Source organism: Flavobacterium plurextorum (assembly GCF_024638035.1).
In the GTDB taxonomy this organism is placed as follows: Bacteria; Bacteroidota; Bacteroidia; order Flavobacteriales; family Flavobacteriaceae; genus Flavobacterium; species Flavobacterium plurextorum.
Genome location: NZ_CP100442.1, coordinates 1,842,711 through 1,857,333 on the forward strand (window position 1 = coordinate 1,842,711; position 14,623 = coordinate 1,857,333).

10 protein-coding genes are annotated in these 14,623 nt (G+C 31.7%); 5 read left to right on the forward strand and 5 right to left on the reverse strand.

All coding sequences use genetic code 11. The features are described from left to right. The first annotated feature begins 215 nt into the window (after nucleotides 1–215). Nucleotides 216–1,445, forward strand: a complete 1,230-nt coding sequence (gene serB / locus NLG42_RS08295; RefSeq protein ID WP_099720339.1) for a phosphoserine phosphatase SerB — start codon at nucleotides 216–218, stop codon at nucleotides 1,443–1,445. Nucleotides 1,446–1,643: 198 nt separating this feature from the next. Here the strand turns inward: serB and NLG42_RS08300 are convergent, their stop codons facing one another. Next, nucleotides 1,644–2,567 carry a restriction endonuclease gene (locus NLG42_RS08300; protein WP_257683466.1) on the reverse strand — a complete coding sequence of 308 codons (924 nt, stop codon included), beginning with the start codon at nucleotides 2,565–2,567 and terminating at the stop codon, nucleotides 1,644–1,646. 43 nt (nucleotides 2,568–2,610) lie between these two features. Further along, nucleotides 2,611–4,119: a GH3 auxin-responsive promoter family protein gene (locus NLG42_RS08305; RefSeq protein WP_089054484.1), complete on the reverse strand. Its 1,509-nt coding sequence runs from the start codon at nucleotides 4,117–4,119 to the stop codon at nucleotides 2,611–2,613. A gap of 246 nt (nucleotides 4,120–4,365) precedes the next feature. Between NLG42_RS08305 and NLG42_RS08310 the strand changes: the two genes are divergently transcribed. Together NLG42_RS08310 and NLG42_RS08315 are read left to right on the forward strand one after the other, a co-directional pair. Beyond that, nucleotides 4,366–5,160 carry a DUF2797 domain-containing protein gene (locus NLG42_RS08310; RefSeq protein ID WP_089059142.1) on the forward strand — a complete coding sequence of 265 codons (795 nt, stop codon included), beginning with the start codon at nucleotides 4,366–4,368 and terminating at the stop codon, nucleotides 5,158–5,160. Between the two features lie 259 nt (nucleotides 5,161–5,419). After that, nucleotides 5,420–6,499 carry a glycosyltransferase family 9 protein gene (locus NLG42_RS08315; RefSeq protein ID WP_089059143.1) on the forward strand — a complete coding sequence of 360 codons (1,080 nt, stop codon included), beginning with the start codon at nucleotides 5,420–5,422 and terminating at the stop codon, nucleotides 6,497–6,499. 49 nt (nucleotides 6,500–6,548) lie between these two features. On the opposite strand, the gene NLG42_RS08320 is transcribed toward NLG42_RS08315, so the two are convergent. The 3 genes from NLG42_RS08320 to sppA all read right to left on the reverse strand — a co-directional run bounded on the left by NLG42_RS08320 (nucleotide 6,549) and on the right by sppA (nucleotide 12,038). Beyond that, nucleotides 6,549–9,149, reverse strand: a complete 2,601-nt coding sequence (locus tag NLG42_RS08320; RefSeq protein WP_257683467.1) for an AsmA-like C-terminal region-containing protein — start codon at nucleotides 9,147–9,149, stop codon at nucleotides 6,549–6,551. A gap of 169 nt (nucleotides 9,150–9,318) precedes the next feature. Next, nucleotides 9,319–10,266 (reverse strand): alpha/beta hydrolase, encoded by a 948-nt coding sequence (locus NLG42_RS08325; protein WP_099720338.1) that lies wholly within the window; start codon nucleotides 10,264–10,266, stop codon nucleotides 9,319–9,321. Nucleotides 10,267–10,280: 14 nt separating this feature from the next. Continuing rightward, the gene (gene sppA, locus NLG42_RS08330; RefSeq protein WP_257683468.1) at nucleotides 10,281–12,038 is read right to left on the reverse strand and encodes a signal peptide peptidase SppA; all 1,758 of its coding nucleotides are present in this window, start codon (nucleotides 12,036–12,038) and stop codon (nucleotides 10,281–10,283) included. Nucleotides 12,039–12,240: 202 nt separating this feature from the next. On the opposite strand from sppA, the gene NLG42_RS08335 reads away from it, so the two are divergent. Together NLG42_RS08335 and folK are read left to right on the forward strand one after the other, a co-directional pair. Continuing rightward, a complete protein-coding gene (locus NLG42_RS08335; protein ID WP_257683469.1) occupies nucleotides 12,241–13,431 on the forward strand; it encodes a carboxypeptidase-like regulatory domain-containing protein in 1,191 nt (396 codons plus the stop codon). Nucleotides 13,432–13,489: 58 nt separating this feature from the next. Beyond that, nucleotides 13,490–14,623 carry a 2-amino-4-hydroxy-6-hydroxymethyldihydropteridine diphosphokinase gene (folK, locus tag NLG42_RS08340; protein WP_257683470.1) on the forward strand — a complete coding sequence of 378 codons (1,134 nt, stop codon included), beginning with the start codon at nucleotides 13,490–13,492 and terminating at the stop codon, nucleotides 14,621–14,623.

Below are 14,623 nucleotides of genomic sequence, written 5' to 3' on the forward strand. Positions count from 1 at the left end.
TAAACACTATAACTAATTTTATTTGATAATTTTCTGCTAAGTTCTAAAATTATAATCGTAAAAGTTACGTTATTCTAATACTTGGCTGTAATTGTTAAATAAAAAGAAAAAGCACATCTTTATGTGCTTTTTCTTTTTAAAAAAGTAAAGAATATTCTTTTTTATGATCGAGAGATTGTCGATTTTTGTCGCTTCTTAAAATCAATTCAGATAAAATGGCAGTAGAGGATAAAGAAATTATTTTATTAAAAGTTTCAGGACATGATAAACCGGGAGTTACAGCTGGTTTAACAGCAGTATTAGCAGCTTATGATGCTGTTATTCTTGATATTGGGCAAGCTGATATTCATGACACACTTTCTTTAGGGATTTTGTTCGAGATCGAAGCCGGCTCTACCTCTGGACCAGTTTTGAAAGACTTGCTGTTTAAAGCTTATGAATTAGAAGTTAAAGTAAAGTTTATTCCAATTTCTCTTGAAGATTACGAAAAGTGGGTAAAAACGCAATCGAAGCAACGCTATATTATTAATATATTAGGAGAAAAACTTGCCGCTTCACAATTGGCTGCCGTAGCAAAACTTTTGTCCGATCAAAATTTAAACATCGTTTCTATAATAAGATTAACAGGAAGAACCTCTGTTGTCGAAAAAGAAGAATACCCAAGATCTTGTATACAATTATCACTAACAGGAGATATTGTCGATAAGATTGCCATGACAGCAAGTTTCATGGAAATTTCCAGAACCTTAAACGTAGATATTTCTTTTCAAGAAGATAATATTTACAGACGAAACCGTCGTTTAGTATGCTTTGATATGGATTCAACTTTAATTCAAACCGAAGTTATTGACGAATTGGCGGAGTTGAATGGAGTAGGACCTCAAGTAAGAGCAATTACAGAATCTGCAATGAACGGCGAAATTGATTTCAACGAAAGTTTCAAACAACGTATGGCTTTGTTAGAAGGTTTGAGCGAAGAAGTTTTGCATAATGTTGCCGTAAATTTACCCATTACACAAGGAGCACATCGTTTGATGAAAGCCCTAAAATATTACGGTTATAAAACCGCAATTCTTTCTGGAGGTTTCACTTATTTTGGAGATTATCTTCAAAAAGAACTTGGAATCGATTATGTTCATGCCAATCAATTAGAGATTAAAGACGGTAAATTAACCGGGAAATATTTAGGTGATATTGTAGACGGACAAAAGAAAGCCGAGCATCTAAAAGCAATTGCCGAAAAAGAAGGAATTCACATCAACCAAACTATTGCTGTCGGTGACGGAGCAAACGACTTACCAATGCTGAACTTAGCTGGTTTAGGAATTGCTTTTCATGCAAAACCTAAAGTAAAAGAAAGTGCTTCAACCTCGATTTCAAGTTTAGGACTTGACGGAGTTCTGTATCTTTTAGGGTACCATGACCGATATATTGATATGATGTAAATAAAACAGTTTATCATTTCGACGTAAGGAGAAATTTTCGCAAGTAACTCCACAACGTGAGTCCAATCTTTGTCGAGCTTCTCGTGAGGATTTCTCCTTACGTCGAAATGACAAATAGAACTTAAATAAAACAAAAAAACCTTAGTCTTCTTTTAGGCTGAGGTTTTTTTTATGAAGTAAGAAAATCTAAAAAAGACATTATAATTCATCAGTCATTGAATCCCAAAAATCGGAATCCATTTTTTTAATTTCAATAGTTTGTTCTATTTGCATGCCTAGTCCAAAATCATAAATGTAGCTGGCTAAATTTTTCCCATCAATTAATACAACTGTTGTATTTCCAAATAAATTTTCAACGTATTCAATAGCTCCTTTAGAAAAATATGACGTAGTTATAAAAACGCCTTTGTTAGATTGTGCAACAGCTAATGCTCCTACAAATTTTTGGATTTCTTCACGTCCAATCGCAATATCAAGACGATATCTTTTAGCTTGAATATTTATTCGACCGAAGCCTAAAATATCTTCTTTTATAATGCCATCAATTCCTCCATCATTAGATCTTTTCGTGACTAATCCTGAATTTTTTATCTCACCGCCATATCCCATTTTTTGTAATAATAAGACAACTAATTTTTCAAAAGCTGTTGGTGTTTTGCTTAAAATTGTTGTTAAAATTTCATCATATATGGAGTTTCTTATGTTACTAAATGATGTATATAACTTTTCTTGAGGAGTCGATCCATCATTTGTGTCAATTATTTTGATTTCGGGATTTTTGTTTATTTTTTTAGTCCTATCGCGTTTTGCCACTTCTACATCAACATATGCATTAATTTTTTCTGGGCTTTTTAGCATCTCAATTCCTTTGGAGTTGATTTTATAGTGGCCTCTTGCTGGTTTGTCTAGAAGCCCCGCCATGTTTAAATAGCTTAGCGCCCATGATATTCTATCATAAAATATATGACCATTTCCTGAAGTATACATTTCATTTTTTTCTTCTTCGGTTAATGAAAATTCTTTAGATAATGGTTCAATGAAATCTTTTAATTTCATTGTTGATCCGTTTAATAATAGATTTAATGCAGAGATTCTTATCTCGTCATGTCTTGGTATCGGCATATTTTATTAGATTTAATATCAGTTATTTTGAAAGCCTTAAACTCTACATCTCCTTCAACTGCTCTAAATAATCTCTCTGATTTGAAAGTCTAGGAATCTTATGCTGTCCGCCAAGTTTATCACGTTCCTTTAGCCAGTCATAGAATAAGTTTTCGCGAGCTACATTAATCACCAAAGGATTTAATGTCATATTGTTGTAGCGTTTCGCTTCGTAATCAGAATTTAAAGTTTGCAGCGTTTCATCAAGTACTTTTTGGAAAAGACCAACATCGGCAGGTTTTTTCTTGAATTCGATCATCCATTCGTGTGCGCCTTTTTCTTTGTCTTGCATAAAAATAGGAGCAACCGTATAATCGATAACTTCGGTATGCGTAATTTGACAGGCTTTTGCAATGGCTTGATCTGTGTTTTCGACCATTAATTCTTCGCCAAAAACATTAATATGATGTTTCGTTCTACCCGTAACTCTTATTCTATAAGGATTTAAAGAAGTAAAACGAACGGTGTCGCCAATTAAATAACGCCATAAACCAGAATTGGTTGTAATAACAATAGCGTAGTTTTTATTCAATTCAACGTCAGCTAAACGAACTACTTTTTGATTCGGAGTTCCAAAAGTCTCCATTGGAATAAACTCGTAGAAAATTCCGTAATCCAGCATCAATAATAAATCACTGGAATTGTTTAAATCCTGAATTGCAAAAAAGCCTTCAGAAGCGTTGTAAATCTCGTAATATTTAAAATCTTTACTCGGCAAAATTTTCTTGTATTGTTCTCTGTAAGGAGAGAAACTCACGCCTCCGTGAAAATAAACCTCAAGATTCGGCCATAGTTCTAATAAACTTTGCTTACCTGTATTCTCTAAAACTTTGTTCATTAAAACCAGCATCCACGAAGGAACTCCTGCAAAACTGGTTACATTTTCGTTTTTTGTTTCATTTATAATCGCAGCAATTTTAGTTTCCCATTCGCTCATTAGCGAAGTTTTACTGCTTGGTGTACTGCTGAATTCGGCCCAAATAGGCATGTTTTCGATTAAAATTGCCGATAAATCTCCAAAAAAAGTATTGTTGTTTTCATAAATCTGAGAACTTCCGCCTAAGCGAAGACTCTTACCAAGAAACAATTCAGAATCCTCATTATTATTCAAATACAAACAAAGTAAATCTTTACTTCCTTTATAATGACAGTCTTCTAAAGCTTCATTACTAACGGGAATAAATTTACTTTTTGCGTTCGTAGTACCGCTCGATTTGGCGAACCATTTAATTGGCGATTCCCAAAAAACACCCTGTTCGCCTTGACGCGTACGTTCAATCAAAGGCTGTAGTTCTTCGTAACTTGAAATAGGAACTCTTTCTGCAAAAGTTTGATAAGAATTTATAGAAGCAAAGTCATACTGTCTTCCTACGACTGTATTTTCTGATGCTGTCAATAAATTGTGCAAGAGTTCTTCTTGAACTTCATTTGGATATTTTAGAAAAAGTTCTATTTGATGTATCCTTTGTTTCAGGACCCAAGAAGCGAAAGAATTTATAATGGATAAGGGCATGGAGAGAATTTAGAATTTAGATTGCTGATTTTGGATTTTAAATTTTAGATTGAACAATTAGAGTAAAAATCAAGAAACTTAAAATTTGAATATCGATGTACAAATATTAACTTTGCCGTTGTATCAAAAATAGTGTTTTTTTGTAAAAAAAAAGCATTCTATTTTCATTAAAGATGAATTTTATAGATTAAAATTCGGAATGTCTACAAGTAATCTAAAAATCTAAAATCAGCAATCTAAAATATAATGACATATCAAGGTGTACTTACAAAAATGCAGACTGAACTAGGGAACCCAATTCAATATTATTTGGTTTTCGAGGACAGTTTTATCAATGTTAATCAGTTATTGAATAAAGAAATTGAGATTAATTTTGCAGGTTACGAATGTTTGAATTGCCATAAAAAGAAAAAAATCTACAGACAAGGTTTTTGCTACGAGTGTTTTTACTCAAGTCCAGCTGTGGGTGACTGGATCATGAGACCAGAATTGAGTACGGCGCATTTAGGAGTTGCTGATCGAGATTTAGAATACGAACAAAAAGTACAATTGCAACCGCATATTGTTTATCTGGCATTGTCAAGCGAAATAAAAGTAGGAGTAACGCGTAAAACGCAAGTTCCTACACGATGGATCGATCAAGGAGCAACGCAGGCAATTACAATTGTTGAAGTTCCAAATCGTTATTTGGCTGGAATTACTGAGGTTGCATTAAAAGACCATTATGCTGATAAAACAAATTGGAGAAAGATGCTGCAGAGTAATGCAGAATCTTGTGATTTGATTCTTGAAAAAGCAAAAGTAGAAAATCTAATTCCTGCTGAGGTTAGAGATTATTTTTACACGGAGAAAAACGATGTCTATGAGTTAAACTATCCTGTTTTGAATTACCCATCAAAAGTAGCGAGTTTGAATCTGGATAAAACACCTTCATTTCAAGGAAAACTAGTTGGAATAAAAGGTCAGTATTTAATTTTTGAAAACGGAACTGTCTTTAATATTCGCGGTTCTGAAGGCTATGTAGTAAATATAAACGTCTAGAAAATTTACCTATCTGTCGATTTTTGTTGTGTAACTATCTAGTATTTTGCTGTTTATGAAATTAATATTGTATTTTTATGTCTCTTTCCAAAGACATAAAGATGCAAATATTGATACATTTGGTTACAATTTTGTAATAAATGCTTATTGAAAGAATTTATTTTTAGAAAAATAAAGAACCTAGATTTGGAAACAAGTCATAACAGGTTTTATTCTAAAATTAAGAGCGATTTAATAATTCATAAATTATTCGATACAGATGAGTGTTCTAACAAAAGTAAATCAATACAGGCGCAGTATAATGCGCGGTCTGACTAAGAATATTGGAAAACCGAAGGAAGATCCTGGTTTTGTTTTAGTAGACAAAATGGAGATAAAAAGGGTTTTAGTCTGCAGACCAAATGCCAGATTAGGAAACCTTTTACTGATTACTCCTCTCGTTCAGGAAGTCAGCGCAATGTTTCCAAATTGTAAAGTCGATTTGTTTGTTAAGGGAACTTTAGCTCCAGTAATTTTTGAGAATTATGACTGTATCGATAAAGTTATTGATTTACCAAAAAAGCCATTCAAAAGTTTATTGAAATATCTAAATGTTTGGATTTCGATAAAAAGACGAAAATATGATATTGCGATCAACGTCGATCAAAATTCTTCTTCAGGACGTTTAGCAGTCCAGTTCTCAAATGCTAAGTACAAATTCTTTGGAGATTTATTAGAAGAATCTCAACTTGTAAAAAGTGACTACAATCATATTGCAAAATATCCAGTTTATAATTTCCGACATTATTTAACGAAACTAGGATTTGCAAAAAGCAACAAAATAATAGCTCCTATAGATCTTAAATTATCTTCTTCTGAAATTGCTGAAGGAAAAGAAATTCTAAATGATTTGGTTTCAAATGCCAAAAGAACAATTTGCATCTTTACTTATGCAACTGGTGCAAAATGTTTATCAGTAGAGTGGTGGGAATCTTTTTATTCACAGCTTACCGCAGAATATAAAGACTATAATATTGTTGAAATTCTGCCAGTAGAAAACGTTTCACAGATTGATTTTAAAGCGCCGACATTTTATAGTAAAGATATTCGCGAAATAGGTTCGGTTATTGCAAATGCGGATTTGTTTATTGGTGCTGACAGCGGAATTATGCATTTAGCAAGTGCAGTTCAAACACCAACAATTGGTTTATTCTCTGTTTCAAACATTCAAAAATATGAGCCTTATGATAATTGCAGTGTGGGGATAGACGTTAATTTGTATTCTAAAAAGGATTATATTAAAACCATTAATTCAATTCTAAACAATGGTAAATTAAATATCTTTTCGAAAGCTATTTAAATGTAAAAGAAAAAGAAAGGCATCCGTTTAACAGGATGCCTTTTTTTATTTAATTCTTCTTCTTAAATAATCCATTCAATAAATCACTTGCTTTTTTAGTGACCTCTTGAGTTTTTTGTTCTTTTTCAGTTTTCGCAGCCTGCGTTGTATCTTTCGCTTTGGTGTTTTTGTTGATTAAATCAGTTAAAGCAGCAGTACCTTTTTGCGTCAGCTTCTCTTTTTGCTGATTTGCTACTTGCGTGGCTAAACTAGAAACTGCAGTTTTCATATCGGTAGTAATTTTTGGATTAGAAAAATTACCAGTGATCATTGCATTTATTGGTATGTTTTGCAGTTTTGCAGCATCTGCAGGAGACATTTTAGCGATAAAGGCATTTGCTTCATTTCCTAAATACTTAGCAGGAACATCAAGTTTTAAATTGTAGTTCATGGTTTGATCAAAACCGTGAGTTCCGCCAACCGTAATTTTTATGTCTTGATATTTTATGTCAAATGGTTTTACATTTACTTTTCCATTATCAAAAGTCAAAGCCGCTTTAATATCATTTAAATTGACTTTATTCATGTCAATAAATTTAATGTTTGAACCTAAAGCATTCAATAAAGTAGAGTTTTTAGAGTTTACAGTAGTCGAAAGCAGCTGCCCTAATAAATCTCCTGAAATTGATTTTAGATCTGGAGTAAGTTCATTTGCATCAAGATTACCGTTTAGTTTTACAGTTGAATTTAGTTTTCCATTTATGATTCCTGCAATTGGAGCAATTTTTTTCATCATGTCCAATTGAGTAAAAGTCTGCGCAATATCAACTTGGTTAAAACCTAAATTCATATCAAATGTTGGAACTTTAGTTTTAGTCGAAACAGCTCCAGTTAAACCAATTGTTCCTCCAAAAATTGATGTTTTAAAGTTTTCCAGTAAAGCTTTTTCATCTTTGATGATTAATTTTCCAGAAACATCTTTAAGCTTCAAATTGTCATATAAAACAGTTGTTGCTTTTGCATTTAATGTACAGTTTAAAAAAGCTGGAATTTTCATTGCTTCAGCTGGTTTTGCGGCAGTTTTCGTTTCTGTTTTTGCAGGTTCGCCGGCAGTCATAAAATCATCAACAGCCAATTGATTTGAACTCATATTAAAGTTTCCTTTTAATTCCTGTTTTTTGAACATAAAACCGTAGAAATTTTCTAGAACACCATTTATAGCAAGATCACTTTTTCCCGTAGTTGCATTAAATTGTTTCAAATTAATCGTACTTGGATTGAATTCAACCAATGCCGTGCTGATGTTCATTGATTTATTGTTTTCATCAGTATATTTAAATCCTGATAAACTCATTGTTCCAGCATTTTTAATGTTTTGATACTGACTCTTTTCAACAGAAGCCATATCAAATTGTGTCGTAACATCGGCTTTTAAAATACCTGCCAAAGGTTTATCCATTTTAATAGGATATGCTTTTGATAGATTAGCCAAGTTGATTGTTCCTTTTAAAGCCGCATTAACAAAAGGATTTACAGTAATGTTTCTAATATTTGCTTTAGCATTAAAAACATCCTGATCGATTCTAAACGAAAGTTTGTCTAGATTAACATAAGTATCATTTAAAATCCCAGTTTCATTTATAATTTTAGTGTCGATTACAATATTTTGAACTGATTTTGGTAAGTTCGGATATTGAAATGAAGCATTATTTGATGCAATCGCAATATTGAATTTTGGTACAGTAGTATCTGTCAACTGCCCTTTTGCAAAACCCGCAACCGTAAAGTCTCCAGTTGTTTTTACGCCATCAAGACCTGATGAATATGCTGATGGGATTAAGCCTAAGAAATTAGTGAATGATGAGGTTGGCGTTTTAAATTTTAAATCATAAATCTGTCCCGCTTCAACCATTTGTATAAAACCGTCAAATTCTAATGGCAATTGATTAATTAAAGCTTTGTTCTCTTTAAAAGTGTACTTGCTTTGGTCTAAATCAATTCCTAAAACTGCATCTAAAGTCAATTTTACATTTTTCATGTAATTGATCTTGTCCATATCTAAAGATACTTTTGCAGTTGATTTTGTTGTTAAATCCAATTTTGAATTGGTAAAATCGCCAGTTCCTTCATGGTTCAAACTATCAATAACCATTTTTATTTTTGATCCTTGATCAATGTATCTGAACGTGAAATTTTCGATTTTATAATTTTGAATTTTTAACGAAAGTGGTTTGCTTGAATTATCATTAGCAGTTTCTTTCTTGTCTTTCAAAGCAATATCGAAGTTTCCTACGCCGTCTTTATTAAAGATGATATTTACCAAACCATTTTCAGAAGTAATTCCCTGAATACTCAACGGTTCATCTTTTCCTTTAAAAAGTTCTTTAATACTCATTTTTAAATTCAACTCGCCTAACGAAACAAGTGTATCACCTTCAAAAGGAGCTTTGTTAATGATTACTAGTTTTTCGATTGCTACCGCTGCATTTGGAAAGTTTTTAAACAAACTCAAATCAGCATCAGCAAAACTTACTTTAGCATCTACACTTTCATTTATGGCATCAGCAATTTTTGCTTTGATTTGATCTTTAAAGAAATAAGGAATGGCGAATAATGCGGCAACAAAAACCACAATTACAATGGCGCTTATTTTTAAAATTTTCTTTAACATATTTATAGATTTGAGATTTAATTTGAAATTAGGACTCATGCAAAAATAGTTTTTTTGAATGAGACAGACGATAAAGTTTTTTTAAAAACTGTAAGAAATAGCTGTAAAACGGAAATAAAAAAAATCCGTCTGATAATTTTCAAACGGATTTAAATTTATGATATTGTATTTATTTTTTAATAAAGGAGACTATTTTTTCAATCAATACTTCCGAAATTGGCAGGGTTTCATTATTATAACTGTCCATATTTGCCTGCTTATCGCCGTCAATAATTTTCATAATATGATTCATTTTATCAATGATGGCCAATTGCGAGTTTTTATTGGCTTGAGCCAAACTTTCGGCATCTTTAACGCTTACTTGCAAATCGTTGTTTCCTTGTAAAACTAAAACAGGAACGGTTAATTTTTTAATCTCGGTTTTAGGATCATATTTAAACCATGAAATTAAGTAAGGCTGAATACTTGGTCTAAAAAGCGAATTTAGAAGCGGATCAACTTTATTTACTTTATTGCCGCTTTTTAAACTGTCAATAATAGGAAATGTCATATCCTCCAATTGCTTGTTTGATTTAGAAGCTATTTGCGATTTTATAAGTTTATCTGCGGATTCTCCTGCGCCTGCGATAGAAACAAATTTATTAGCCTTTGCGCCTGCAATCATTCCAATTAATGAACCTTCGCTGTGACCAATAACAGTAAGTTGTGTAAAACGTTTGTCAAGTTTCAAAAAGTTAATCCAGCTTTTTACATCTTCAGTATAGTTTTCAAAAACTAAGCTCGATTCTGTTATCGCAGAAGCTTTACTTTCTCCAATTCCTCTTTTATCAAATCGTAATGATGCAATTCCGTTTTTTGCTAAAGCTTCTGCCAGCATTTTTAATGAATTATTTTTCATCATTGGATTGTTTCCATTTCTGTCAGTTGGACCTGAACCCGCAATTATCAAAGCAACCTGACATTTTTTGACTTCATCAGGAACAGTTAGAGTTCCGTACAGCTGATCAATATTGATTTTTAAAGTTACATTAGTTTCTTTAAAAGTATGCTGCTTTGCATTTTGTGCATTTGCAATTGTCAGGAATAAAACGGAAAAAAAGAGAAATATATTTTTCATTTTTTTAGATAGCATTATTTAATGTTTATTCCAAATGGCATCATCGCCTGCACGCCTTTTTGTCTTTGAAATCTTTTAACTTGCTCGATAAGCTGATAATTTTCTTCTCCGATTTCTTCTTTTACAAACTCCTCTTTCGATTTTGCAAAAGGAAGATTAGCCATTAAATCGCTAAAAGTTTTTTCGTACTCAGGATAGTTTTGTGTGCTGTAATCTTTGATCTTAGCAATTTTAGCAGCTTCAGCAATAGCGTCATTAAGACCGCCTATTTTATCTACTAATCCAATTTTTACAGCTTCAGATCCAGACCAAACTCTTCCTTGAGCAATAGAATCAACTTGAGCGAAAGTCATTTTTCGACCTTCAGCAACGTGCGTAACAAAATTTTTGTAAATCTGTTCAACTCCTTCAAGTGTAAAAGCTTTAAATTTTTCATCAAGCGGCACAAACGGACTGTAATTTGCTGAATTTTCGTGTGTTTTAACCTGTTCTGTATAAATTCCTAATTTGGTAGCCAACGGCGTGAAATTTGGCAATACTCCAAAAACACCTATAGAACCCGTAATAGTATTGCTTTCGGCAAAAATCTTATTTGCATTACAAGCAATATAATAACCTCCAGAAGCCGCATAATTTCCCATAGAAACCACAACTGGTTTTACCTTTTTAGTGATTTCAATTTCTCTCCAAATTAAATCTGAAGTTAAAGCGCTTCCGCCTGGACTGTCAATTCTAAGAACAATTGCTTTTACATCTTCATTTTTTCGAGCTTCTTGCAGCGAACGACGCATTGAGCCTTCGCCAATCACTGTTACATCACCTTCACCGCCAACAATTTCGCCTTGAGCGTATATAATAGCAATTTGATTATCAGCAGTATTTGTTAAAGCAGTAGTGATATTGTTTTGAGTGTAATCTAAAATAGAAATTTTATTATAATCATCATCTCCAGTCACTTTCAAAGCTTTTTTGATGGCATTATGATAAACATCTTCATAAGCAACAATGTCAACTAAGCGTTCTGCTTTTGCCATTGTAGGAGTTCTAGCCAATAGACCATTTGCTATTTCATTTAATTTAGCAACAGGAATATTTCTGCTTTTCGAAATGTCGCTGCAAACTGTTGTCCAAATAGAATTTAAAAGCGCAGTAACTTGTTCTCTATTTGCATCACTCATTTTATTTTCTAAAAATGGCTCAACAGCACTTTTATATTTTCCGTGACGGATAACTTCCATATGAATCCCTGATTTTTCTTGAAAGTCTTTAAAGAACATAACTTCAGACGAAAGTCCTTTAAAATCTAAATCTCCAGCTGGATTCAAATAAACAGTATTGGCAACAGAATTTAAATAGTATTCTTTTTGAGAATAAGTATTGGCATAAGCCCAAACAAATTTTCCTGATTTTTTGAAGCTTTCAAGTGCATTTCGTAAATCTTTATATTGAGCCAATCCTAAAGATGATTCATCATTTAAAATCGAGATTCCCTTAATATTACTGTCTGTTTTTGCCGCTTCAATTGCATTAATAACATCCGTTAAACCAACTCCTTTTTTTTCTGAAAAAACAGTTACCCATGGATCTTTATACTTACCCGCATAATCGTTATTGATTTGTTTTAGATTTAATTCTATAACCGAATCATTTTTTACTGAAACCTTGTCTTCTCCTCCAAAAATGGCTCCAATTAGAATAACTCCAAAAAAGAAGATCATGATAAATACAAAAATACCAATAACAGTGGCGATTACATTTCCTAAAAATTTCATATGTATATTTTTTTAATAAGTATCAAAAAGATTGATTTGTTACAAATATAATCTAAAATCGATTTAACTTTTGTATGCACAATATCGAAATATCTGTAGTTTTTACATTTTTGATCGTCTAATTAAAGATAGTATATTTTGTAAGATAAGTATGGTTTGAAGTTGGAATATTTTATATTTGATAAAAATAAGTACTGTAAATATGAAAGATAAGATTGTCTTGTTGAGCCTTTTTCTTCTCTTTGGTTTTTATGCCGAAGCACAAAAAATACAAACTAAAAAAGTGGTGGTTGATAAATTGACAAAACTGCCATTGGAAAAAGTAAATGTTTATAATTTAAAAGATAACTCGATAACTAATGAAGAGGGTTATTTTTCTTTTATTACAGATTATAATGAATTGAATTTTAGTTTGATTGGTTATGAAAGCCTTAAACTTAGTTTTGAGGAAGTAAATAAACGAGATACAATTTTTTTACAAAGCAAAACAATTGAGCTTGAAGAAGTAGTAGTGGGTGGTGAAATGGCTATAATGAAAAAGGCGTATGCTAAAATGAAGGAAAACTATATACTAGAACCTTATAATGAAAATTTCTTTTTGCGATGTGTTTTGAAAAGAAATGATGAATTAGTGAGACTGCAGGATATTTATGGAAAAGTATCAAGAAAAAGTATTTTTAAAACCAAAACACAACCTGATAATAAATGTGAAGTTGAGATTTTGAATATGAGGAAAGTTGGAATTAAGGATAAAGAAGATTTTATTTATTTTGAATTTCAAAGCTTTGAAAAATTATTTGACATCAATGCAATTATAGTTATAAAATTGGAAGACTTCGAACTTACACAGGAAAAAAATGCAGCGAATAATTTTTTTAAAATTAGTTTTAGTAAAAAATCAGATAATTCTGTTGGACAAAAAACAAGCGGTTATTTTATAATTAATAAGGAGGATTATGCAATTGTCGAAACACACTTTGATCTTTATGATGATGGAGAAAAAGTACCGTTTCAAAAAAAGGGTAGTGTCGAATATCGAACAACTGTTTTTAAAACAACATCAAATTATAGAAAGAACAGCAGTACCAATAAATATTATTTAAATAATGCAAAATCAGATGTTAGAGTTGAACTGCTTGGTAACGAAAAGGTTCCAAGAGCTTTTTATGATTATTCGACCAATTTTTTTGTAACGAATAGTTTTATTGCCGAAAAAGCAAAATCAAATTTGTCTATGGATAAAGATATTTTTAAAGTAAAATATCCATATTCAGAACAATTTTGGAAAAGTCAAAACCAATTACCTCTAACGAGCGATTTAAATGCATTTTTAAAACGAGTTTCAGAAAACAAAGACAATAAGAAAGAGTTTGAAGTAGTTGGAAACTTCTAATTCTTGAAACAAATAATGTGGTTAATTCTAAAATAGTTTTAGTTAATTTGCATTTATTATGAAGTCACAGCATCAAGTCGTTTTATCTATAGGCAGTAATCAAGGAAACAGGTTAGAAAACATCCAAAGTTGTATTGATTTGATACACCAGGAAGTGGGAACAGTAATCAAGGTTTCAAAGTTGTATGAAACACCTGCTTGGGGTTTTGAGAGCGATGCTTTTTATAATTGCGCTTTACTTTTGCATACGGCTTCATCTGCACAAAAAATATTAAATCAGGTTTTAAAAGTCGAAAAACAATTAGGAAGGATTCGATCTAATAAAGAAGGATACCAATCTAGAATTATAGATGTTGATTTGATTATTTATGATGATGAAATTATCAAATCAGAAAAACTTCAGGTTCCGCATCCATTAATGCAGAACAGAAATTTTGTTCTATTGCCAATATCAGATTTAAAACTGGATTGGAAGCATCCGGTTTTTCAGAAATCAATTTCGGAGTTAATTGCAGTTTCGCCAGATGACAGCGTTTGTACAGTAGTTCAGGATCTAAAAAATCCCTTGCAGGAAATTGCATTTGAAAACTATAATTATATTGCTTTCGAAGGTAATATTGGGGCAGGTAAAACTACTTTAGTACATAAAATTGCCGATGATTTTAACGCCAAAACAGTTTTAGAGCGTTTTGCGGATAATCCGTTTTTGCCAAAGTTTTATAAAGATCAAAATAGATATGCATTTCCCCTTGAAATGTCTTTTCTAGCCGATCGTTATCAGCAATTGTCAGATGATTTGGCGCAGTTTGATTTGTTTAAAGACTTTATCGTTGCCGATTATCATATTTTTAAATCGCTGATTTTTGCTAAAATTACATTGGCGGAAGATGAATATCGCTTGTACCGAAACTTGTTTGATATTATCTACAAAGAAATGCCTAAGCCGGATTTGTATGTTTATTTATATCAAAATACAGAGCGACTCCTTCAAAATATAAAGAAACGAGGCAGAAGCTACGAACAAAATATAGAAGCAGAATATTTAGATAAAATCAATAATGGTTATTTAGAATACATTAAATCTCAGTTTGATTTGAATGTTTTGATTATTGATGTCTCTAATCGTGATTTTGTAAAAAAGCAAGAAGATTATCTTTTTGTTTTAGACGAAATTAGAAAGAAATTGAATTAA

Excerpts from the sequence above, each read along its gene's own strand:
- sppA (WP_257683468.1), bottom strand. The coding sequence starts at position 12,038 with ATGAAATTTTTAGGAAATGTAATCGCCACTGTTATTGGTATTTTTGTA.
- NLG42_RS08305 (WP_089054484.1), bottom strand. The coding sequence starts at position 4,119 with ATGCCCTTATCCATTATAAATTCTTTCGCTTCTTGGGTCCTGAAACAA.
- NLG42_RS08300 (WP_257683466.1), bottom strand. The coding sequence starts at position 2,567 with ATGCCGATACCAAGACATGACGAGATAAGAATCTCTGCATTAAATCTA.
- folK (WP_257683470.1), top strand. The coding sequence starts at position 13,490 with ATGAAGTCACAGCATCAAGTCGTTTTATCTATAGGCAGTAATCAAGGA.
- NLG42_RS08310 (WP_089059142.1), top strand. The coding sequence starts at position 4,366 with ATGACATATCAAGGTGTACTTACAAAAATGCAGACTGAACTAGGGAAC.
- NLG42_RS08315 (WP_089059143.1), top strand. The coding sequence starts at position 5,420 with ATGAGTGTTCTAACAAAAGTAAATCAATACAGGCGCAGTATAATGCGC.
- serB (WP_099720339.1), top strand. The coding sequence starts at position 216 with ATGGCAGTAGAGGATAAAGAAATTATTTTATTAAAAGTTTCAGGACAT.
- NLG42_RS08335 (WP_257683469.1), top strand. The coding sequence starts at position 12,241 with ATGAAAGATAAGATTGTCTTGTTGAGCCTTTTTCTTCTCTTTGGTTTT.
- NLG42_RS08325 (WP_099720338.1), bottom strand. The coding sequence starts at position 10,266 with ATGAAAAATATATTTCTCTTTTTTTCCGTTTTATTCCTGACAATTGCA.
- NLG42_RS08320 (WP_257683467.1), bottom strand. The coding sequence starts at position 9,149 with ATGTTAAAGAAAATTTTAAAAATAAGCGCCATTGTAATTGTGGTTTTT.